15 protein-coding genes are annotated in these 21,281 nt (G+C 72.2%); 7 read left to right on the forward strand and 8 right to left on the reverse strand.

The window, feature by feature from the left end; all coding sequences use genetic code 11:
• Nucleotides 1-176: 176 nt before the first annotated feature.
• The 3 genes from P696_RS0115220 to P696_RS0115230 all read left to right on the forward strand — a co-directional run bounded on the left by P696_RS0115220 (nt 177) and on the right by P696_RS0115230 (nt 3,625).
• Nucleotides 177-1,676, forward strand: a complete 1,500-nt coding sequence (locus tag P696_RS0115220; protein WP_026413018.1) for a TldD/PmbA family protein — start codon at nt 177-179, stop codon at nt 1,674-1,676.
• Nucleotides 1,673-3,055, forward strand: a complete 1,383-nt coding sequence (locus P696_RS0115225; RefSeq protein ID WP_026413019.1) for a metallopeptidase TldD-related protein — start codon at nt 1,673-1,675, stop codon at nt 3,053-3,055. Before P696_RS0115220 ends, P696_RS0115225 begins: the two co-directional genes overlap by 4 nt.
• Before the next feature lie 237 nt (nt 3,056-3,292).
• Nucleotides 3,293-3,625: a DUF3099 domain-containing protein gene (locus P696_RS0115230; protein WP_026413020.1), complete on the forward strand. Its 333-nt coding sequence runs from the start codon at nt 3,293-3,295 to the stop codon at nt 3,623-3,625.
• Nucleotides 3,626-4,044: 419 nt separating this feature from the next.
• Here P696_RS0115230 and P696_RS0115235 read toward each other — a convergent pair whose 3' ends face one another.
• Complete coding sequence (locus P696_RS0115235) at nt 4,045-5,148, reverse strand: calcium:cation antiporter (protein WP_026413021.1); 1,104 nt, start codon at nt 5,146-5,148, stop codon at nt 4,045-4,047.
• Between the two features lie 222 nt (nt 5,149-5,370).
• Between P696_RS0115235 and P696_RS0115240 the strand changes: the two genes are divergently transcribed.
• Nucleotides 5,371-6,522, forward strand: coding sequence for an acyl-CoA dehydrogenase family protein (locus P696_RS0115240; protein ID WP_026413022.1), 1,152 nt, complete (start codon nt 5,371-5,373; stop codon nt 6,520-6,522).
• Between the two features lie 148 nt (nt 6,523-6,670).
• On the opposite strand, the gene P696_RS0115245 is transcribed toward P696_RS0115240, so the two are convergent.
• From P696_RS0115245 to icmF, 3 genes are read right to left on the reverse strand one after another with little or no spacing between them, the layout of a single operon-like run.
• Nucleotides 6,671-8,968 (reverse strand): TerD family protein, encoded by a 2,298-nt coding sequence (locus P696_RS0115245; RefSeq protein ID WP_026413023.1) that lies wholly within the window; start codon nt 8,966-8,968, stop codon nt 6,671-6,673.
• A 27-nt stretch (nt 8,969-8,995) separates the two neighbouring features.
• A complete protein-coding gene (locus P696_RS0115250) occupies nt 8,996-9,727 on the reverse strand; it encodes a helical backbone metal receptor (protein ID WP_026413024.1) in 732 nt (243 codons plus the stop codon).
• A gap of 13 nt (nt 9,728-9,740) precedes the next feature.
• Nucleotides 9,741-12,953 carry a fused isobutyryl-CoA mutase/GTPase IcmF gene (gene icmF, locus P696_RS0115255; RefSeq protein WP_034485007.1) on the reverse strand — a complete coding sequence of 1,071 codons (3,213 nt, stop codon included), beginning with the start codon at nt 12,951-12,953 and terminating at the stop codon, nt 9,741-9,743.
• An 89-nt stretch (nt 12,954-13,042) separates the two neighbouring features.
• On the opposite strand from icmF, the gene P696_RS59305 reads away from it, so the two are divergent.
• On the forward strand, nt 13,043-13,666 hold the full coding sequence (locus P696_RS59305) for a MarR family winged helix-turn-helix transcriptional regulator (protein WP_425394151.1): 624 nt from the start codon (nt 13,043-13,045) through the stop codon (nt 13,664-13,666).
• A 42-nt stretch (nt 13,667-13,708) separates the two neighbouring features.
• Here P696_RS59305 and P696_RS0115265 read toward each other — a convergent pair whose 3' ends face one another.
• The 3 genes from P696_RS0115265 to P696_RS0115275 form a co-directional block, all read right to left on the reverse strand.
• Nucleotides 13,709-14,542, reverse strand: coding sequence for a phosphoribosylaminoimidazolesuccinocarboxamide synthase (locus tag P696_RS0115265; protein WP_026413026.1), 834 nt, complete (start codon nt 14,540-14,542; stop codon nt 13,709-13,711).
• 108 nt (nt 14,543-14,650) lie between these two features.
• Nucleotides 14,651-15,628 carry a CU044_5270 family protein gene (locus P696_RS0115270; RefSeq protein WP_026413027.1) on the reverse strand — a complete coding sequence of 326 codons (978 nt, stop codon included), beginning with the start codon at nt 15,626-15,628 and terminating at the stop codon, nt 14,651-14,653.
• On the reverse strand, nt 15,621-16,229 hold the full coding sequence (locus P696_RS0115275) for an RNA polymerase sigma factor (RefSeq protein WP_245627671.1): 609 nt from the start codon (nt 16,227-16,229) through the stop codon (nt 15,621-15,623). Before P696_RS0115275 ends, P696_RS0115270 begins: the two co-directional genes overlap by 8 nt.
• A 315-nt stretch (nt 16,230-16,544) precedes the next feature.
• Between P696_RS0115275 and P696_RS0115280 the strand changes: the two genes are divergently transcribed.
• The gene (locus tag P696_RS0115280) at nt 16,545-17,351 is read left to right on the forward strand and encodes a tryptophan 2,3-dioxygenase (protein WP_026413029.1); all 807 of its coding nucleotides are present in this window, start codon (nt 16,545-16,547) and stop codon (nt 17,349-17,351) included.
• Complete coding sequence (locus tag P696_RS45670) at nt 17,341-18,738, forward strand: FAD-dependent oxidoreductase (RefSeq protein ID WP_051467643.1); 1,398 nt, start codon at nt 17,341-17,343, stop codon at nt 18,736-18,738. Before P696_RS0115280 ends, P696_RS45670 begins: the two co-directional genes overlap by 11 nt.
• Before the next feature lie 60 nt (nt 18,739-18,798).
• On the opposite strand, the gene P696_RS0115290 is transcribed toward P696_RS45670, so the two are convergent.
• On the reverse strand, nt 18,799-21,267 hold the full coding sequence (locus P696_RS0115290; RefSeq protein ID WP_084337548.1) for an FdhF/YdeP family oxidoreductase: 2,469 nt from the start codon (nt 21,265-21,267) through the stop codon (nt 18,799-18,801).
• Between the last annotated feature and the right edge of the window lie 14 nt (nt 21,268-21,281).

Consider the following 21,281-nt stretch of genomic DNA (forward strand, 5'->3'; position numbering starts at 1 on the left):
TTCCTTCCCGACAAGATCCTGAGGTCGCCTTTGTTCCGGACGCCGGTTCGGGCGCCCGTTCCGGACGCCTGTTCTCGGCTCCGCCCGGACCTCTGGCCTGGACGTCCGGGCGCGACACCCCGACACCGGCCGGTATCCACGGGATCGGACGGGGCCGGGAAGGTAGGTTCAGCAGGGTGCATGACATTGATCCCGCCTTCACCGCACTGCCGCTGCGGGCGCTCGCCGACGCGGCGCTGAGCCGGGCGCGCGAGCTCGGGGCCGAGCACGCCGACGTCCGGGTGGAACGCATCCGCACCCAGAGCCTCCGGCTGCGCGACGCCGTCCTGGAGACCGCCTCCGACGACAGCGACCTCGGGCTGTCGGTCCGGGTCGTCGCCGGGGGAACCTGGGGCTTCGCCGCCGGAATCGACCTGACCACCGGGGGCGCGGCCGCGCTGGCCGAGCGGGCGGTCGAGGTCGCGCGCGTCGCCGCGCCGGTCAACCGCGAGCCGATCGAGCTGGCGCCCGAACCGTCCCACGGGGACGTGACCTGGGTGTCGTCCTACGAGATGGACCCGTTCACGGTGTCCACGCCGGACAAGGTCGGGCTGCTGGCCGACTGGAGCCGGCGGCTGCTCGGCGACCCGCGCGTCGACCACGTGGACGCCGCGCTGCTGCAGGTGCGCGAGAACAAGTTCTACGCCGACCTGAACGGGACGACCACGACGCAGCAGCGGGTGCGCCTGCATCCGGTGGTCGAGGCGACCGGCATCACCGAGGGCGCGTTCGACACGATGCGCACCCTCGCGCCGCCGGCCGGGCGCGGCTGGGAGTACCTGGTCGGCGACGTCCACGACTGGGACGGCGAGCTCGGCCGCATCCCCGAGCTGCTGGCCGAGAAGCTGGCCGCGCCGTCGGTCGAGGCGGGCCGGTACGACCTGGTGGTCGACCCGTCCAACCTGTGGCTGACGATCCACGAGTCGGTCGGGCACGCGACCGAGCTGGACCGGGCGCTCGGCTACGAGGCGGCCTACGCGGGCACCTCGTTCGCCACGCCGGACAAGCTCGGGACGCTCCAGTACGGGTCGAAGGTCATGAACGTGACCGGCGACCGCACCACCGAGCACGGCCTCGCCACGATCGGGTACGACGACGAGGGCGTGGAGGGCCAGGAGTTCGACATCGTCACCGGCGGCCGGTTCACCGGCTACCAGCTCGACCGGCGCATCGCGCGGCTCACCGGGGCCGGGCGGTCCAACGGGTGCGCGTTCGCCGACTCGGCGCACAGCACGCCGATCCAGCGGATGGCGAACGTGTCGCTCCACGCCGACCCGGACGGCCCGGACACCGGCGGCCTGATCGCCGGGGTCGAGGACGGGATCTACGTCGTCGGCGACAAGTCCTGGTCGATCGACATGCAGCGGTACAACTTCCAGTTCACCGGGCAGCGGTTCTACCGGATCCGGAACGGGCGGCTCGCCGGGCAGGTCCGCGACGTCGCCTACCAGGCCAGCACCACCGACTTCTGGAACTCGATGGAGGCGGTCGGCGGCCCGGCCACCTACGTGCTGGGCGGGGCGTTCAACTGCGGCAAGGGCCAGCCCGGGCAGGTCGCGCCGGTCAGCCACGGCTGCCCGTCCGCGGTGTTCCGCGGCGTCAACATCCTCAACACGGTCAAGGAGGCGGGCCAGTGAGCGCACTCTCCCCGCAGGAGGCCGTGGAACGCGCGCTCGCGCTGTCCCGCGGCGACGACTGCATCGTCATCGCCGACGAGTCGAGCACCGCGAACCTGCGGTGGGCGGGCAACACCCTGACCACCAACGGCGTGACGAGCTCCGGCCAGCTGACCGTGATCGCGCTGCGCCGCTCCGGCGACGGCGTCGCGGCGGGCGTGGTGTCACGGGCCGCGGTCGGCCCGGACGAGATCGAGGACGTGGTGCGGGCCGCCGAGGCGGACGCCGCGTCCAACCAGCCCGCCGACGACGCCGCCGCGCTGCTCGCCGGGGAGTTCGGCGACTGGTCGGCGGCGCCCGCCGACACCGGCATCGGGGTGTACCGGGACGTGGCGCCCGCGCTCGGCGCGGCGTTCGCCGAGGCCGCGGCGGGCGACCGGCGGCTGTACGGGTTCGCCAACCACGTGGTCACCTCCACCTTCGTCGGGTCGTCGGCGGGGCTGCGCGCCCGGCACGACCAGCCCGCCGGGATCCTGGAGCTGAACGCCAAGGGCGCGGGCGGCTCGGCGTGGAGCGGGGTCAGCACGCGCGACTTCGCCGACGTGGACGTCCCGGCGATGGCCGCCGGCCTGAACCGGCGGCTGGGCTGGGGCGAGCGCCGGATCGACCTTCCCGCCGGACGCTACGAGACGGTGCTGCCGCCGTCCGCGGTCGCCGACCTGATGATCTACCTGTACTGGTCGACCGGCGCCCGGGACGCGGCGGACGGCGCGACCGTGTTCAGCGCGCCGGGCGGCGGCACCCGGGTCGGGGAGAAGCTGGCGAACCTGCCGGTCCGGCTGTTCAGCGACCCGGCCGCCGCCGGGGTCGAGGCCGCGCCGTTCGTGGTGGCGCACGCCTCGGGCCGCACCGAGTCGGTGTTCGACAACGGGCTGCCACTCGGGCCGACCGACTGGATCCACGACGGGACGCTGGCCGCGCTGACCCAGACCCGCCGGTCGGCGGAGATCACCGGGCTGCCGATCACGCCGCCGGTGGACAACCTGCTGATGACCGGCCCGGACGGCGCGGACGCCTCGCTCGACGAGATGGTCGCCCGGACCGGGCGCGGCCTGCTGCTCACCTGCCTCTGGTACATCCGCGAGGTGGAGCCGCAGTCGCTGCTGCTCACCGGCCTCACCCGGGACGGCGTCTACCTGGTCGAGGACGGCGAGGTCGTCGGCGCGGTGAACAACTTCCGGTTCAACGAGAGCCCGGTGGACCTGCTCGGCCGGCTCGGCGAGGTCGGCGGGACGGTCCCGACGCTCGCCCGCGAGTGGTCGGACTACTTCCAGCGGACGGCGATGCCGCCCGTCCGGGTGCCGGACTTCAACATGTCCACGGTCTCCGAGGCGTCCTGACCCTGCGGCCTTCCGGCGGGCGGTCCCCTTGGTGCGGGGACCGCCCGCCGAGCCGTCTCCGGGCGGCTCAGGGCGGCTCAGGGCGTCCTGGACGGCTTCCCCGGGCGAACTTGCGGGCGTCCGCTCCGCCGATTTTCCACAATTTAGAGGTTTCCTTCAGGATTCATTCGGGAACGGCGAGGTGTTTTGGCCTGACCTGGTGTCGCCCTTCACCCGGGAGGGGTCTACCGTTAAATCGTGAAGGTCAAGCACCAGCGCGGACCGCAGGTCGTCTACACGGTCACCAACGCGCCCCGTCCGCTGTCGGAGGACATCAGCCGCCGCCAGAAGCGGTACCTGCTGTCGATGGGCATCCGCACGGGCTGCTTCCTGGGCGCGGTCTTCAGCGGCATCGCGGGCGCGCCCCTGTGGGTCGTCGGCCTGTTCGTGGTCGGCGCGCTCTTCCTGCCGTACATCAGCGTCGTGGTCGCGAACGGCGGGCGCGAGCCGGTGTCCCGGGCACGGTTCGACACCCCTGAGCGTCCCGACCGGAACGAAGTTTCCGGACAGCGACCAGAAATCCGGTCGTGACATTCTCTTGACTCGGGCCGGGGGGTTTCGGTGTACGATTTGTACCGGCGCTCTGGTCCCCCGTCGGGGCGCCCTTGCCGGTGTTCCGGGCCCCCGTCGGAACACCGATGATGCGACGCCGGGTGGATTGCCCCCGTATCCACCCGGCGTCGCTTTTACTTTCCCGAAGGTTCTCCCGGGCTTCCCCATGCCCTCACCGTGGTGCGCGCTTTGATCGACTTCGGGGCGCCCGGTGCCCTCCGGGGCCTCACCAGGGTCGGGGCGGGCGCCGGTATCCGGCCGCCGACCTGGACGCAAGGCTCAGCCCTGACCGCATGAGGACAGGGACCGAAACCCCGTCGGTTCGAACTTCCGCCGCGCCCGGGTCGTCCGGCTCCGCCCGCCTCTCCCCCGTCCGCTCCGGTGGCCCCGCCGGGCCCTCAGGGGCTGACGGCAAGGAAGAGGAAGCTCGCGAAGACCGCCAGGTGCAACCCGGCCTGGAGCAGCGTCGCGCGTCCTGGGACGACGGTCAGCACGGACACCACGACCGCGATCGCCAGCAGGACCAGGTGCACCGGCTCCAGGCCGAGGATCAGCGGCCCGGGCAGCCAGACCGACGCGATCGCGATCGCCGGGATGGTGAGCCCGATGCTCGCCAGCGCCGAGCCGAGCGCGAGGTTCAGGCTGATCTGGAGCCGGTCCCGGGAGGCCGCGCGGACGGCCGCGATGGTCTCCGGCAGCAGCACCAGCAGGGCGATCACCACCCCGACCACGGCCTGCGGGAAGCCCGCCGAGGCCACCCCCGACTCGATCGTCGGGGACTCGACCTTCGCCAGCCCGACCACGCCGACCAGGGCGACCATCAGGAGTCCCAGGCTCACCCTCGTGGCCCGCCCGGACGGCCGCTCGGCGTGCGCCTGCTCGTCGATGACGTCGCCGCTGCCGCGGTCCACCGGCAGGAAGTAGTCCCGGTGCCGGACGGTCTGGGTGAGCACGAACAGGCCGTACAGCGCCACCGAGGCGACCGCGGCGAAGGCCAGCTGGGCCGGGCTGAACTCGTGGCGGGGGCGGCTGGTGGTGAACGTCGGCAGCACCAGGCTGAGGGTGGCCAGGGTCGCGACGCTGGCGAGCGCCCCGCCGGCGCCCTCGGCGTTGAACATCACCGTGTGCCTGCGCAGGACGCCGACCAGGAGCGAGATCCCGACGATCCCGGTCATGGTGATCATCACGGCGGCGAACACGGTGTCCCGGGCCAGGGTGGCGGCCTTGCCCCCGCCGCCGGAGGCCATCATGCTGACGATCAGCGCGACCTCGATCACGGTCACCGCGACGGCGAGCACCAGGGAGCCGAACGGCTCGCCCACCCGGTGCGCGACCACCTCCGCGTGGTGCACGGCGGCGAGCACCGCCCCGGCCAGCAGCAGGCCCACCACCGCCGCGACGGGCGTCGACAGCACCCGGCCCCAGGTCGCGATCAGGGCCACGAGTCCGAGCCACGGCATCACCCCGGTCCAGGTGATCTTCCGCCCAGCGACAGCGATCATGTACCGATAGTGCCCGCTGCGGTGGGCGCGCATCGGAGTCCGCGCAGGTGGGAAGGCTGTTTACGGCTTTCGTCCAGTAAATTTCCGGCCTGCGGCCGGGGGCGGGCCCGGGTGGCCGGACCGGGTGCGGACCTAACTAGAATCCTGTTCCATAATCCTGTTCGGCGTGGCCCGGGTGATCCGGGATCACGCCGGGAAACTCCGCCGAGAGAGGGGCCGGCCGTGCGCCGTACGCTGTACAACGAGGACCACGAGGCGTTCCGCGAGACCATCCGGGCCTTCATCGACGCCGAGGTCGCGCCGCGCTACGAGGACTGGGAGAACGCCGGGCACCCGCCGCGCGACTTCTACAACCAGCTCGGCGAGCTGGGCGTGTTCGGCATCCAGGTCCCCGAGGAGTTCGGCGGCGCGGGCGAGACCAGCTTCAAGTACCAGGCGGTCATCGCCGAGGAGTGCGCACGCGCCGGGGTGGGCTTCGGCGGCTACAGCGTCCACGTCAACCTCTGCCTGCCGTACCTGATGAAGTACGCGAACGAGGAGCAGAGGAAGCGCTGGCTGCCCGCGTTCGTCGCCGGCGACGCGATGTTCGCGATCGCGATGACCGAGCCCGGCACCGGCTCGGACCTCGCGGGCATCGCCACCACGGCGAAGCGGGACGGCGACCACTACGTCCTGAACGGCGCCAAGACCTTCATCACCGGCGGCGTCCTGGCCGACCGGATGCTGGTCGTCGCGCGCACCTCTCCCGCCAGCGCGGAGAACCGCCGCTCGGGCCTGTCCATCCTGGTCGTGGACACCAAGAGCGAGGGCTACTCGGTCGGCCGCAAGCTGGAGAAGATCGGGCTGCGCTCGTCCGACACCGCCGAGCTGTCCTTCGTGGACGTCCGCGTCCCGGTGGAGGACCTGCTCGGCGAGGAGGGCCGGGGTTTTGAGTACCTGACCCACAACCTGGCCGAGGAGCGCCTCGGGATCGCGCTCACCTCCTACGCCTCGGCCGCCGCCGCCGTGGACTTCGCCAAGGACTACGTCCAGCAGCGCCAGGTGTTCGGCAAGACCGTGTCGTCCTTCCAGAACACCAAGTTCGTGCTGGCCGAGTGCCAGACCGACGTGGAGGCTGCCCGCTCGCTGGTCGACCGCTGCATCGAGGCCCTGGACGCCGGGGAGCTCACGCCCGCCGACGCGGCCGTCGCCAAGCTGTTCTGCACCGAGGCGCAGGCCCGCGTGGTGGACAAGTGCCTGCAGCTGCACGGCGGCTACGGCTACATCCTGGAGTACCCGATCGCCCGCCTGTACGCGGACGCGCGCGTCGCGCGCATCTACGGCGGCACCAGCGAGGTCCTCAAGACCATCATCGCCAAGGACATGAAGGTCTGACCCGCGGGGACGGCGGAAAACGAACCGGGCGCGTCCGGCAAGGGACGCGCCCGGTTCCTGAAGGCAGGTGGTGAGGAGAGCGAGAGGACTAGGGCATAAGAAGTGAGAAGGAAGCCCCCTCATGGCCTCACCGCGATCACGCTAACACTCAGGCGGGGATGAGGTCACGCAGGTTTTCCGGCGTGATCACCCGCGTCCCCTCCGGCAGGCCGTCGGGACGTTCGAGGCCCAGGTAGGTGACGTCCCCGGCGGGCGCCCGGTCCCCTGCGGGCGCGGACGAGGCGCCCCAGCGGACGACCTCGACGCCGCGGGCCGCCATCAGGTCCACCAGGTGCCCGACCGTGAGGTACTCGCGGTCCACGAAGGCCCGCAGCAGGGCCGAGACGGTCACGTGGTTGCTCTCGGTCTGGTTGTAGTTCGGGCTGCCCGCCAGGTAGAGGTGCAGCCAGCGGGCCGTCCAGGCGCCGTCCTCGCTCCGCTCGAAGACCAGCGGCAGCGCCACCCGGCCGGGGCCGCGCAGGTCGGACTTCATGCGGACGGTGCGCGGCTCGTACGGACGGCCCTCCTGCTCGGGGTCGCGGGTCATGTACCCGAAGAACGACTCCTCGACCTGGTCGAACCCCTCACCCCCGTAGATGTGCACCTGCGGCAGCACGTAGGTACGCGTGAACCATCCGAGCCGGATGTCGATGAACTCGCTCGCGCCCTCCGGGGCGTTGGTGACGTCGCCGGAGTGCACGCCCGCGCCGTCCTTGAGGTTGGTGAACGAGATCCAGGTCGGGGAGTCGAAGCCGCGGGACAGCATGAGCGCGGAGAGGTCGTAGTCGGTCATCACCCCGCGCTGCCGCCAGTAGACGAAGAAGCGCAGCACCTCGCCCTCGACGCGCGAGCGCGAGCCGCGCGGCAGGACGCCGAGGCCCGCGGCGGCGGCCCGGCCGCTGAGCGGGAGCGCCACGTCGAGCATGTCCGGGTCGACGAGCAGGCGGCCCCCGGCGGGCAGGCGGCGCGCGATCTCCGCGTCGAGGAGGGCGATGAGGCGCTCGCGGACCGGCTCGGGGATCGGCGTCCGGGTCTCGGGGGTCGTCCAGGCGCGGCCTCGGCGGTTCACGAACACGCGGTGGCGCCGGGTCTTCCCGGCCTTCTTCCGCTTTCGCTTCGCCTTCCCGTCGCTCGGAACGTCCGGGGCGTCCGGGGCGTCCGGGGTCGCGGGCTTGGCGCGGTTGGCCAGGTGCTCGCGGACGCCCAGCAGCACGCGCCCGGACACGTCCTTCGTGGTGCGCTCGGCGGCGGCCAGGACGGCTTCCTGCTCGAACGGGACCAGGGGCAGGCGCAGCAGCCGGTCCAGGCCGCGGAACAAGCGTCCGGGCATGGTCGCGAGCAGTTCGACCGCGCCGCTGACGTCGCCCGCCCCGAACAGCGCCTCGATGCGCGCGTCCGGGGTCGGCGCGGGCTTGTCGCCGCGCGCGACGGCGAACACGTCGGCGGCGTGCGGCCAGCGCGGGTACTCGTGCGGGTGCAGCCGCTCGCCGAGGCGCTTCCAGCGCTCGGCGTGGACGCCGGTGTCGGCGAGCTTGGCCGGGTTCTGCGCGACGACCCGGTCGAGTCCGCCGAGCAGGACGCGGCGGATCCGGCGCGGGAACGGCGGGAAGCGGGTCGGCTCCTGGAGGGTGACGTCGCCGTCCCCGAGCGCGCAGGCGAGGCGCAGCACGTCGGTGACGGTGTCGAGGAGCGGCTCGCCGCCCGCGTCCACGCGCGCGCGGTTCACCAGGGCGCGGATCTCCCGCACCGGGATCTCCCCGGGCTGCGGGCCGTCCACGCAGTGCCCGGCGAGGAGGGCGAGGTCACGGGCGTCGTCCTCGTTCAGCGGGGTGACGCTCCCGGCGAGCGCGAGGTACAGGCCGGTGACCTCGGTCTTCAGGTCGCCGCCGAGGTGCAGGACGGTCACCCGGTCACGCGCGGACGCGATCAGCTCGTCGTGCCGGGCCAGCATCTGCTCGTAGGTGTGCTGGTAGCTCCCGTAGGTGGCGAGGGTGAGCAGGTCGAGGGTGCCCTCGCTGAGCCTGATCGCGGCCTTCTCCTGGTCGGCGGGCTCGGAGAACGTCGCACGGACGCAGTCCATCCAGAACTCGAAGGTGTCCGGGACGTTGCGCGGGAAGTCGATGAAGTAGGCGTTGTGCCGGACGTGGTCGCCGACCATCTCCCGGACGGTCGCGAGCGTCCGCACGGCGAGGGTCACGACGGCCTGGTCGTCCAGGCGGGAGAGCGCGGCGAGCAGGTCGCCGGACAGCTTGTACCCGGTGTCCATCAGCGCGGCGTCGAACCGGCGCGCCATGACCGCCCCTGCTTCCGCCGCTCCTGCTTCCGCCGCCCCGTTTCCGGCGGGGCCGTCCGGCAGCGGGACGCGCCGGGTGTGGCGGACGACGAGGGCCTCCAGGTCGGTCTTCATCGGGCCATCGTGGCAAACCGGGATCGTCTAGGCCATTCGGTTTTCGAGCCGGTCGTCCAGCGCGCGGCGCAGGACCGCCGGGGCCTCGGCGAGGGACGGTCCGTACCAGGTGAGGTGGCGTCCGCCGACGAGCGCGCACGGGACGCCGGGGAACGCCTCCGGGCCGTCCTCGGCGGTGAACGCGTACGGCTCGTCCGGCAGGACGACCAGGTCCGGGCGCGCCGCGTTCAGCTCCTCGACCGGGATCTTGGGGTACCGGTCGGGGTGGTCGGCGTGGATGTTCTCCACGCCGAGGCGGCGCAGGACGTCGCCGGTGAAGGTGTCACGGCCGACGACCATCCACGGGCGCCGCCAGATCGGGATGACGGCGCGGATCCGCGGCGACGCCGGTTCGACGGAGGCCCAGGCGGCCTCCGCCTCGTCCAGCCAGGCCGGGACGGGCAGCCCGCAGCCCTCGGCGAGCATGGCGCGGAGCTGGGTGAACGCGTCGTCCACGGTGCGGATGTCGGTCACCCAGACGCGCAGCCCGGCCGCGCGGAGCAGCTCCAGGTCGGGCGCGCGGTTCTCCTCGGCGTTGGCGAGCACCACGTCCGGCTCCAGGGCGCGGACGGCCTCCAGGTCGGGGTTCTTGGTGCCGCGCACCCGCGTGACCTCGAGGTCCGCCGGGTGGCTGCACCAGTCGGTCGCCCCGACCAGGACGCCCGGCGCCGTCGCCGCGACCGACTCGGTCAGCGACGGCACCAGCGACACGACCCTCATCGCGCCCCTCGCCTCAGACGTTGCGGCGGTACTGGCCGCCGACCTCGAAGAACGCGTCGGTGATCTGCTGGAGGCTGCACACGCGCGCCGCGTCCATCAGGACCGCGAAGACGTTCTCGCCGGACCGGGCGGCGTCCTTCAGCGCGGTCAGCGCCGCCTCCGAGTCGCCCCGGTGGTCGCCCTGGAAGCCGCGGACGCGGTCGAGCTGCGAGCGCTTCTCGTCCTCGGTCGCGCGGGCCAGCTCGAGGGACTTGCCGCCCTCCTGCTCCCCGTAGGGGTTGCGGAAGGTGTTGACGCCGACGATCGGCAGCGACCCGTCGTGCTTGCGCTGCTCGTACAGCATCGACTCGTCCTGGATGCGGCCGCGCTGGTAGCCGGTCTCCATCGCGCCGAGGACGCCGCCGCGCTCGCTGATCCGGTCGAACTCGGCGAGGACGGCCTCCTCCACCAGGTCGGTCAGCTCGTCGATGACGAACGACCCCTGGAGGGGGTTCTCGTTCATCGCCAGGCCCCACTCCTTGTTGATGATCAGCTGGATCGCCAGGGCCCGGCGGACCGACTCGGCGGTCGGGGTGGTGACGGCCTCGTCGTAGGCGTTGGTGTGCAGGCTGTTGCAGTTGTCGTAGATCGCGATGAGCGCCTGCAGGGTCGTCCGGATGTCGTTGAAGTTCATCTCCTGCGCGTGCAGGGACCGCCCGGACGTCTGGACGTGGTACTTCAGCTTCTGGCTGCGCTCGTTGGCCCCGTAGCGCTCGCGCATCGCGACGGCCCAGATGCGGCGGGCGACGCGTCCGATGACGTTGTACTCGGGGTCCATGCCGTTGGAGAAGAAGAACGACAGGTTCGGCGCGAAGTCGTCGATGTCCATGCCGCGCGCGAGGTAGGACTCGACGTAGGTGAACCCGTTCGCGAGCGTGAACGCCACCTGGCTGATGGGGTTCGCCCCGGCCTCGGCGATGTGGTAGCCGGAGATCGACACCGAGTAGAAGTTGCGGACGCCGTGGTCGATGAACCACTCCTGGATGTCGCCCATCATCCGCAGGCTGAACTCGGTGGAGAAGATGCAGGTGTTCTGGCCCTGGTCCTCCTTGAGGATGTCGGCCTGGACGGTCCCGCGGACGGTCGACAGGACCTGGGCGCGGATCGCGGCGGCCTCGTCCCGCGACGGCTCGCGGCCGTGCTCGGCGCGGAAGGCGTCCACGCCCTGGTCGATCGCGGTGTTCAGGAAGAACGCCAGGATCGTCGGGGCCGGGCCGTTGATCGTCATCGACACCGAGGTGGTCGGCGAGGACAGGTCGAAGCCGTCGTAGAGCGCCTTCATGTCGTCCAGCGTCGCGATGGACACGCCGGACGTGCCGACCTTGCCGTACACGTCGGGACGCTCGTCGGGGTCGCGTCCGTAGAGCGTGACCGAGTCGAACGCGGTGGACAGCCGGGTCGCGGGCTGGCCCTCGCTGAGCAGCTTGAACCGGCGGTTGGTGCGGAACGGGTCGCCCTCGCCCGCGAACATGCGGGCCGGGTCCTCGTTGTCGCGCTTGAACGGGAACACCCCGCCGGTGAAGGGGAACCGGCCGGGCAGGTTCTCGCGGCGCAGGAAGCGCAGCAGCTCGCCGTGGTCCTCGTAGCGGGGCAGCGCGACGCGCGGGATGCGGTTCCCCGACAGCGACTCGCGGGTCAGCCGCGTGTGGATCTCCTTGTCCCGGACGCGGACGACCTGCTCGTCGCCGGAGTACGCCTCGACCGTCGCGGGCCACTGCGCGACCAGCTCGGCGGCCTCGGGCGCGACGGCGCCGCGCGCCTCGGCCAGCTTCTCGTCGATCTCGGCGGTGCCCGTCAGCTCGTCCCGGACGAGTTCGAACCGCTGCGCGCGCCGGACGGCCGCGACCTGCTTCTCGGTCTCGGCGTGGTAGCCGCGGACGGTGTCGGAGATGTCCGACAGGTAGCGGACGCGGCTCGATGGGATGATCTGCGCGGCGCCGGTGGAGACCTTGGTGGTCACCGTGGGCAGCGCGCCCTCCTCCAGGTGCAGGCCGTGCTCGGCGAGCCGTCCGGAGAGGTGCTGGTAGAGGGCGGTGACGCCGTCGTCGTTGAAGGTGGCGGCGCTGGTGCCGAACACCGGCATGTCCTCGGGCCGGGACCCGAACGCCTCGCGGTTGCGGACGAGCTGCCGGGACACGTCGCGCAGGGCGTCGGCCGCGCCGCGCCGCTCGAACTTGTTGATCGCCACGACGTCCGCGAAGTCCAGCATGTCGATCTTCTCGAGCTGGGACGCGGCGCCGAACTCGGGCGTCATCACGTACAGCGAGACGTCCACCAGCGGGACGACCGCGGCGTCGCCCTGCCCGATGCCGGGCGTCTCGAGGATGATCAGGTCGTACCCGGCGGCCTTCACCGCGGTGATCATGTCGGCGGCGTTCTCGGGCAGCTCGCGGGCGCCGCGGGTGGCCAGCGACCGGAAGAACACGCGGTCGCCGTCCAGGGAGTTCATCCGGATGCGGTCGCCGAGCAGGGCGCCGCCGCCGCGCCGCCGGGTCGGGTCGACGGCGATCACCGCGACGCGCAGCTTGTCCTGCTGGTCGGCGCGCAGGCGCCGGACGAGCTCGTCGGTGAGCGAGGACTTGCCGGATCCGCCGGTGCCGGTGATGCCGAGGACCGGGACGTGCCGGGAGGCCGCGGCCTCGCGGAGCGCGTCGAGGCCGTCGTAGCGTCCGGCCTGGAGGCAGGTGAGGGCGCGGGCGAGGGCGCGGCGGTCGCCGGACAGCACCTCCTCCACCCGGGACGGCTCCTCGGCGAGGTCGACGTCGGCGTCCCGGACCAGCTCGTTGATCATGCCGGGCAGGCCGAGGCGCTGGCCGTCCTCGGGGGAGAAGATCCGCACCCCGGCGTCGGCGAGCCGGTCGATCTCGCCGGGGACGATCACTCCCCCGCCGCCGCCGAAGACCCGGACGTTCTCGGCCCCGGCCTCCTTGAGGCTGCGCGCCAGGTACTCGAAGTACTCGACGTGGCCGCCCTGATAGGAGCTGATCGCCACGCCCTGGGCGTCCTCCTCCAGCACGGCGTCGACGACCTCGCGGACCGACCGGTCGTGCCCGAGGTGCACGACCTCGGCGCCCTGCGCCTGCAGGATGCGCCGCATGATGTTGATGGCCGCGTCGTGCCCGTCGAACAGGGCGGCCGCCGTGACGAACCGCACCGGGTGCACCGGCACGTGCAGCGATCCCGACATCACAACTCCTTGGACATCCAATATTTAGAAGTTAAAGTAATAACCGTGAGCACATCAGTCAAGGGCGGCAGGTGCCGTACGGTATGCCCGTGACCGGCCAGAACCCCCACTCCCTCGACCCGATCGCCGAGGCGCACCGCCAGTGGAGCGCCCGGTGGCCCGGCCACGCCGACCAGATGGCGGCCGTGACCTCGGTGATGCGCGCCCAGCAGCTGCTGCTGAGCCGGATCGAAGCGGTGCTGAAGCCGTTCGGGCTGACCTTCGCCGCCTACGAGGCGCTGCGGCTGCTCGCCTTCACCCGCACCGGCACCCTCCCCATGGGCAAGATGGGCGAGCGGCTCATGGTCCACGCCGCGTCCGTCACCAACGTGATCGGACGGCTCGAGCGGCGCGGCCTGGTCGGCCGCGGCCCCTCCCCCGCCGACCGCCGGGTCGTGCTCGCGACGATCACCGCCGACGGGCGCGCGCTGGCCGAGGCCGCCACCGCCGCCCTGCACGAGGCCGACTTCGGGCTGCCGGGCCTCTCCCCGGCGCAGGCGTCGGCGATCACCGGGGCGCTCCGGGCCGTCCGCGCCTCGGCGGGCGACCTTCCGCCGGACGACGACCTGGTGGACGACGGCCCGGTGGACGAGTCCCTGGACGGTCGGCTTCCCGAGGTGCCGCTGAACGGCGTCCTGAGCCCTGAGAACGCGAGCCCCGAGAACGCGAGATGACCGTCCCCCCGATCCGGGGAACGGTCATCTCGGGCGGTGTGGTCAGCCGTTCCAGCGGTCGCCGGTGAGGCGCTCGTACACCTCGACGTAGCGGGCGCGGGTGGCGTCGACGACCTCGGCGGGGATCTCCGGGCCGGGCGGCGTGCGGTCCCAGTCCAGCGTGGACGACCAGTCGCGGACGAACTGCTTGTCCAGGGAGTCCTGGGTGCGGCCCGGCTGGTACGTGTCCGCAGGCCAGAACCGGGACGAGTCGGGCGTCAGGACCTCGTCGCCGAGGACGAGCGTCCCGTCGGCGGCGCGGCCGAACTCCAACTTGGTGTCGGCGATGATGATCCCCCGGTCGAGGGCTAGCGCCGCGCCGCGCCGGTACACCTCCAGGGTGGTCTCGCGGAGCTCGGCGGCGGTGTCCGCGCCGATCTCGGCGACCATCTCGTCGTAGGTGATGAACTCGTCGTGGCCCTCGGTGGCCTTGGTCGTCGGGGTGAAGATCGGCTCGGGCAGCCGGTCCGACTCGACCAGGCCCTCCGGCAGTTTCACGCCGGAGACCGCGCCGTCCTTCTGGTACTGCTTCAGGCCGAGGCCGGTGAGGTAGCCGCGCGCGATCCACTCGACGGGCAGCATGGTCAGCCGCTGGACGCGCAGGGCCCGTCCGGCGAACTCGGCGGGCACGTCGGTGGCGGAGATCACGTGGTTCGGCACGACGTCCGCGAGCCGCTCGAACCACCACAGCGAGAGCTGGGTGAGGATCTTCCCCTTGTCGGGGACCTCGGTCGGCAGCACCACGTCGTACACGCTCACCCGGTCGGTGGCGACCAGGACCAGGTCGTCCCCGTCGGCGTAGACGTCGCGGACCTTGCCCGAGTGGATCAGTTCCATGCGGATCGTTGCCTCAGCTCTCGTTTCCCCAGGTCGGCCGCCCAGGAGTCGGCCGACCAGGAGTGTACCGAGACGCCCCGGACGACGGTGTCCGGGGCGTCCCCGAGATCACTTCGGCCCGCTCTTCTCGGGCAGCGTGTCGGTCCACTCGGCGATGATCGAGACCGTCTGCCCGGGCGCCATGAAGACCTCGACGCCCTGCCAGTCGACGTAGGTGCCGGAGCCGCGCAGCCTGCCGGTGGCCGGGTCGAGCACCACGTCCATCCCCTTGGGGTCGAAGAGCAGCGGCATGTTCAGCCGCACCCCGCCCGCGGTCCGGCCGCGGCTCTTCACCTCGGGGGCGTCCGCCAGGGCGCGGAAGGCCGCCGCGCGGACCTTCTGGGTGACGGGGCTCTGGGTCGACAGCACGAACAGGTCGTTGAGCACCTCGACACGCCGGCCCCGGGCGTCCAGCTCGCCAGCGCTCGTCCGGATGTGCGCGTCCCCGACGTACCGGGCCAGCCGGGCGACCAGCGCCTTGGGGTCGGACGGCAGCGCGCGGAGCTGCCCGAACGTCAGCACGGGCCCGCCGATGCGGAAGCCGGGCTCCTGCTTGACCCCGAACCACGGCTTCCAGTCGGTCTTCAGGCCGCTGGTGTAGTGGCGTCCGTCGTGCCGGAACCACTGGTCGTAGGAGTCGTTCCTGAGCACGGCGCCCTTCGCGTCGCGGGAGATCATGGTGAGGTGCCAGTACTTGCCGACGCGCTCGGGGGCCTGGGACGCGCTGTCGGCGGCGGCGAGGAACACCTGGCGGGCGCTCATCGGGGTCGCCGCCTGGGACGCCCCTCCTCCGTGGGCGGACGGGTTCGGCCGTCCGCCGGACGAGCCGAGCGAGCCGGTCGCGAGGGCGACCGTGACGGCGGCGGCAGCCACTCCGGCGGTGAGGCCGGTGCCGCCGAGGGCCCAGTGGACGCGGCGTCGGGCTCGGGCGGGCCCGGAGCCGCCGCGCATGGCGTTCTGGAGCTGGTGGCGGCGGCGGTCCACCGCTTCCATGTCGGGCTCGGGCTTGGCGAGGGTGTCGGCGAGGACGCGCAGGTCGTCATCCATGGAAGTCCTCCTTGGCGAGGGTCTTGTGGAGCTTGGCGCGGGCACGGCTGAGCCGGGATCCGACCGTCCCGTAGGAGACGCCGAGCGCCTCGGCGATCTCGTCGTGGCTGAGCTGGGCCAGCGCGACCAGCAGCAGGACGTCGCGTTCGCCCTGGTTGAGGGACGTCAGGGCCCGGGCGAGCTCGGGCCGCATACGCCGGGCGGCGACGGCGGTGAGCACGCCGTTCTCGTGGCTGCCCTCCACCGGGTCGGCCCCGCCGCGGGCGAGCGCCTTGTAGTGGCGGGCCTCGCGGCGCCGGTGCCGGGCGATGAAGTTGGTCGCGATGCCGAACAGCCAGGGCCGCAGCGCGCCGCGCTCGGGGTCGAACCTCTCCCGGGACGCGAACGCCGCGCAGAACGTCTCGGCGGCGATGTCCTCCCCGGCCTGGACGTCGAGGCGTCCCGCCGCGTACAGGTAGATGTCGCGGAAGTACCGGTCGTACACGGCGGTGAACCGCTCGGGGTCGCGCCGGAAGGCCGCGGCCAGCTGGGCGTCCGTGAGTCGCTCGGCCGGGTCCCCGGCCTGGTCGGTGCCTGCGCGTGAGGCCAGGTCGGCGGTCACGCGATCAGATCCGTCATGGGCGTCTCCGCGGTGGGTCGGTGATCGGACACCCATGTTTCACCGGTCGAGGCGATCGCTTTCCCGGTTTTTTCGGCGGACATGAACGGCATGTGCGGCAGTCCGGGTTCGTGGCATAACGAGATGGGTATAGCTGGGAGAGAAAAGGGTTGAGCTCCTCCCCTGACATGCCGTCCGCCCGCCTTCATAGAGTCTGCGGTGTATCCACCCGTTGATGCCGTTACGCGGCGTCGTCCCCCGGCACACCGAGGTGCCGGGAGGCGCGGGCACGGAGCGGGGACGAAGGAGGACGAGGCGATGGGCGAACCGGCCCCTGAAGCCCTCACCTATGGCGGCTACCTGCGGCTGGACAGGCTGCTGGACTGCCAGGAACCGCGGACCGCCGCGCACGACGAGCTGCTGTTCGTGATCATCCACCAGGTGTACGAGCTGTGGTTCAAGCAGATCCTGCACGAGGCGGACCTGCTGCAGCGGCGGCTGGAGGACGGCGACAGCGCGGGCACGCTGAGCACCGCCCGCCGGATCGTCAAGATCCTCAAGACCGTGGTCGGCCAGCTGGACGTGCTGGAGACCATGACGCCGCGCCAGTTCGCCTCGTTCCGGGACTCTCTCGGCACGTCCAGCGGGTTCCAGTCCGAGCAGTTCCGGCAGATCGAGGCCGTCCTCGGCCGCCGCCGGTTCCCGGCGTCGGACCTGCGCGACGACGAGGGCCTGAGGGCCGCCGTCGCGCGCCGCTCGCTGATGGACTCCCTGATGCGGTACCTGTCGGTCCAGGGCTTCGCGATCCCGGACGCGGTGCTGGAGCGCGACCCGTCGGAGCCGTGGCGGGCCGACACGGGCGTCCAGGAGGCCCTGCTGAAGGTGTACGCCGACGACCGCGCCCCCGCCGGCGAGGTGTGCGAGGCGCTGGTCGACATCGACGAGGGCATCCAGGAGTGGCGGTACCGGCACGTCAAGATGGTCGAGCGGACCATCGGCGCCAAGATCGGCACCGGCGGTTCCGCCGGGGCGGACTACCTGCGCTCCACCCTGTTCACCCCGGCCTTCCCGGACCTGTGGGAGGTCCGGTCGCAGATCGAGGAGACCGTCGTCCATGGCCGCTGAGCCGTCCCGCGCCCCGCAGCACCGGACACAACACGACCAGTCGCGGCAGTCCGAGGCGCGGCGCGTCGCCGTCGTCGGCGCGGGCCTGGCGGGCGCGCTGCTGGCGACCCTGCTGGGACGGCGCGGCGTCCCCGTGACGGTGTACGAGCGGCGCCCGGACCCGCGGATCGCCGGGGCCGAACGCGGCCGGTCCATCAACCTGGCGATCTCCGCGCGCGGCCTGGCCGCGCTCGAGGAGGTCGGGTTGCGCGAGCACGCGCTGGCGCGGGCGCTGCCGATGCACGGCCGCATGGTCCACCCGAGCGGCGGCACGACCAACTTCCAGTCCTACAGCGCGGACGGCACGCGCGCGATCAACTCGATCAGCCGCTCCGAGCTGAACGCCGCGCTGCTCGACACCGCCGAGGCCACGCCCGGCGTGACGCTCCGGTTCGGGCACAAGGTGACGGCCGTGGACACCGCGTCCGGCAAGCTCACCCTGGACGGCCCGGGCGGCACCCTCACCGAGCCCGCCGACATCGTCCTGGCCGGGGACGGCGCGTACAGCGCGGTCCGGCGCGGCGTGCGGCCGGGCGGCGCGTTCGACGTCGACACCGACTTCCTGGAGCACGGCTACAAGGAGCTGACGATCCCGCCGCGCGACGGCGACTTCGCGCTCGACCCGGACGCCCTGCACATCTGGCCGCGCGGCACGTCCATGATGATCGCGCTGCCGAACCTGGACCGCTCGTTCACCTGCACGCTGTTCTGGCCGAAGGACGACTTCGAGGCGCTCGGCACGCCCGAGGCGGTGACCGCGCACTTCCGGCGGCACTACCCGGACGTCGCCCCCCTGATGCCGGACCTCGCGGGCGACTTCGCGCACAACCCGGTCGGGTCGCTGGTGACCGTCCGGGCGTGGCCGTGGGTGCGGACCGGCGAGGGCGCGTCGGTGGCGCTGCTCGGCGACGCCGCGCACGCGATCGTGCCGTTCTTCGGGCAGGGCGCGAACTGCGCGTTCGAGGACTGCATCGAGATCGACCGCTGCCTGGACGAGACGAACGGCGACTGGGCCGCCGCCCTGACGCGCTACCAGGAGCGCCGCAAGGCCAACACCGACGCGATCGCCGAGATGGCGCTGGACAACTTCGTGGAGATGCGCGACAGGGTCGCCTCCCCGGTGTACCGGGCCAGGCAGGCGGCCGTCCACGCGCTGGAGCGGCGGCTCGCCGGACGGTACGTGTCGCGGTACGAGCTGGTGTCGTTCTCGACCCTGCCGTACGCGGAGATCCCGTCCCGGATCAGGCGGCAGAACCTGGCCGTCGCGGGCGCGGCGACCGCGGGGACGCTGCTCGCCGCGGGGGCGCTCCGCGCCGTCCGGTCGCTGCGCGCCCGCGCCCGCCGGTAGGCCACGCAGCGACCGGACGGCCGGAGCGGGTCAGGCGGGGGCGGGTCAGGCGGGGGCGGGTCAGGCGGGGGCGGAGAGGCGCTCGCCCGACGCCGCCCGCTCGGCCGCCCGGCTGCGGACGATCTCGACGGTGATCTGCTTCATCAGCGGCTGGTCGCTCTGCGGGCTGAAGTCGCCGATCGGGCACAGCACGTTCAGCTCCGGCATGTACCCGGTCGCGCAGCCGCGCGGGATGTCGTAGGCGATCGCGCGGTAGCCGTGGACCGAGCGTTTCGAGCCGTCCTTGGCGATCGACGTGATGTCGACGAGGTCGAGTTCCTTCAGGCCACGCTCGTCCATGTCGGCGCGGTTCATGAAGACGAGCGTGCGCAGGTTGCGGACGCCCCGGTACCGGTCGTCGTCGGAGTAGATCGAGGTGTTCCACTGGTCGTGCGACCGGACGGTGCTGAGCATGAGCCGTCCCACGCCGGGGGTGACGTCGCCGAGCGCGGCCAGGGAGAACTCGGCGCCGCCGGACGGCGTCGCGAACACCCGCTCCCGCGCGGCCTGCCGCAACCGGAACCCGAGCGGCTGCCGGACGCGCCGGTTGAACTCCTCGAACCCTTCGAGGCAGCGTGACATGGCGTCCCGGATGCGGTCGTAGTCCTCGGCGTACTCCTCGTACGGGGTCGTGCTGTCGGGCAGCGTCGCCCGCGCCATCCCGGCGAGGATCGCGATCTCCGACCGCAGGCGCCCCGACGCGGGCCGCTTCATCCCCGTCGACCGGTGCACCATGCTCATGGAGTCCTCGACCGTGACGCACTGCACGCCACCGGCCTGCCGGTCCTTCTCGCTGCGCGTCAGCGTCGGCAGGATCAGCGCCTTCCTCCCGTGGACGAGGTCGCTGCGGTTCAGCTTGGTCGAGACGTGGACGGTCAGGTCGCAGCGGCGCAGCGCCTCGAAGGTGTAGGCGGTGTCGGGGCAGGCGAGCGCGAAGTTCCCGGCGAGCGACACGAACACCTTCACCTTCCCCTCGTGCATCGCCTGGACGGTCCGGACGACGTCCAGGCCCGGCCTGCGCGGCGGGGTGAAGGCGTAGAGCTCGTCCATCCGGTCGGTCAGGAACGGCGGCGGCCGGTGGTCGATGCCGCAGGTGCGGTTGCCCTGGACGTTGCTGTGCCCGCGCACGGGGCAGACGCCCGCGCCCTCGGTGCCGATGTTGCCGCGCAGCATCAGCACGTTGACGATCTCGCGGATGGTGTCGACGGCGTGGTCGTGCTGGGTGATGCCGAGGCACCAGGCGACGATCGTCCGCTTGGACCGCAGGTACACCGCGGCCAGCTCGCGGATCCGCGCCTCCCGGACGCCCGAGACGCGCTCCAGGTCCGCCCACGCGGACTCCCTGACGATCTTCGCGTACACCTCGAACCCCGTCGTGTGCCGGTCCAGGAAGTCCCGGTCGACGGCGTGCGGGTCGGTCTCCGCCTTCTCCAGGACGGCCTTGGCGACGCCGCGCAGCAGCGCCATGTCGCCGCCGATCCGCACCTGGACGTCCATCGTGCCCGTCGGCGTGGACTTGTTCAGGCCCATCGACACGAACTCGTGCGGCACGATCGTCCGCCGTGCCGCACCCTCCACCAGCGGGTTGACGTGCACGATCGCCGCGCCCCGCCGGTGGGCCTTGGCGAGCGCGGTCAGCATGCGCGGCGCGTTGGACGCGGCGTTGTTGCCCAGCAGGAGGATGGCGTCGGCCATGTCCCAGTCGTTCAGGTCGACGGTGCCCTTCGGCGTGCCGAGGGACGCGTGCAACGCCTTCCCGCTCGCCTCGTGGCACAGGTTCGAGCAGTCCGGCAGGTTGTTGGTGCCGAACTCGCGCACCCACAGCTGGTACAGGAACGACCCCTCGTTGCTGAGCCGCCCGGAGGTGTAGAACGCGGCGCGGTCCGGGTCGTCCAGGCCGCGGAGGGTGCGTCCGACCAGCTGGAACGCCTGCTCCCACGAGATCGGGACGTACCGGTCGGACGCCTCGTCGTACACCATCGGCTCGGTCAGCCGCCCGGCGTCCTCCAGCGCGAAGTCGCTCCAGGTCGCCAGCTCGGACACGGTGTGCGCGGCGAAGAACGCGCGGTCCGCGCGCTTGTGCGTCATCTCCCACGCGACGTGCTTGATGCCGTTTTCGCAGATGTCGAGCTTCAGGCCGTCGCGAGAGTCCGGCCAGGCGCAGCCGGGGCAGTCGAACCCGCCGTCCTCGTGGTTCATCTTCAGCAGGGCACGCGGCAGCTCGGCGACCTCGCGCGTCTCCGCGACGGCCTCGCCGACCCGCTTGGCCGCGCCCCAGCCCGCCGTCGGATGGTTGTACGGCACGCGGGACGGCGGTCCCCCTGTCCCCGGGCCGAGCCCGCGCGCGGGCTCGCCCGGAGCGCCCTGGCTCCTGATCGCGTCCCGGCTCCCGGCCGTGGCCCAGCCACCGGTGGCGGCCGGGTTTCGGCTCGTCCCGGCCCAGCTGCTGGTCGCGTCCTGGCCCTTGTTCGCGTCCTGGTCGTCCGCCATGAACTGCCCCCTTC

This window comes from Actinomadura oligospora ATCC 43269, from assembly GCF_000518265.1.
Lineage (GTDB): Bacteria > Actinomycetota > Actinomycetes > Streptosporangiales > Streptosporangiaceae > Spirillospora > Spirillospora oligospora.

Coding starts and splice junctions, on each gene's coding strand:
- P696_RS0115290 (WP_084337548.1), bottom strand. CDS start 21,267: ATGGCGGACGACCAGGACGCGAACAAGGGCCAGGACGCGACCAGCAGC.
- P696_RS0115250 (WP_026413024.1), bottom strand. CDS start 9,727: ATGAGGGTCGTGTCGCTGGTGCCGTCGCTGACCGAGTCGGTCGCGGCG.
- P696_RS45670 (WP_051467643.1), top strand. CDS start 17,341: ATGGCCGCTGAGCCGTCCCGCGCCCCGCAGCACCGGACACAACACGAC.
- P696_RS0115265 (WP_026413026.1), bottom strand. CDS start 14,542: ATGGAACTGATCCACTCGGGCAAGGTCCGCGACGTCTACGCCGACGGG.
- P696_RS0115245 (WP_026413023.1), bottom strand. CDS start 8,968: ATGAAGACCGACCTGGAGGCCCTCGTCGTCCGCCACACCCGGCGCGTC.
- P696_RS0115235 (WP_026413021.1), bottom strand. CDS start 5,148: ATGATCGCTGTCGCTGGGCGGAAGATCACCTGGACCGGGGTGATGCCG.
- icmF (WP_034485007.1), bottom strand. CDS start 12,953: ATGTCGGGATCGCTGCACGTGCCGGTGCACCCGGTGCGGTTCGTCACG.
- P696_RS0115280 (WP_026413029.1), top strand. CDS start 16,545: ATGGGCGAACCGGCCCCTGAAGCCCTCACCTATGGCGGCTACCTGCGG.
- P696_RS0115270 (WP_026413027.1), bottom strand. CDS start 15,628: ATGGATGACGACCTGCGCGTCCTCGCCGACACCCTCGCCAAGCCCGAG.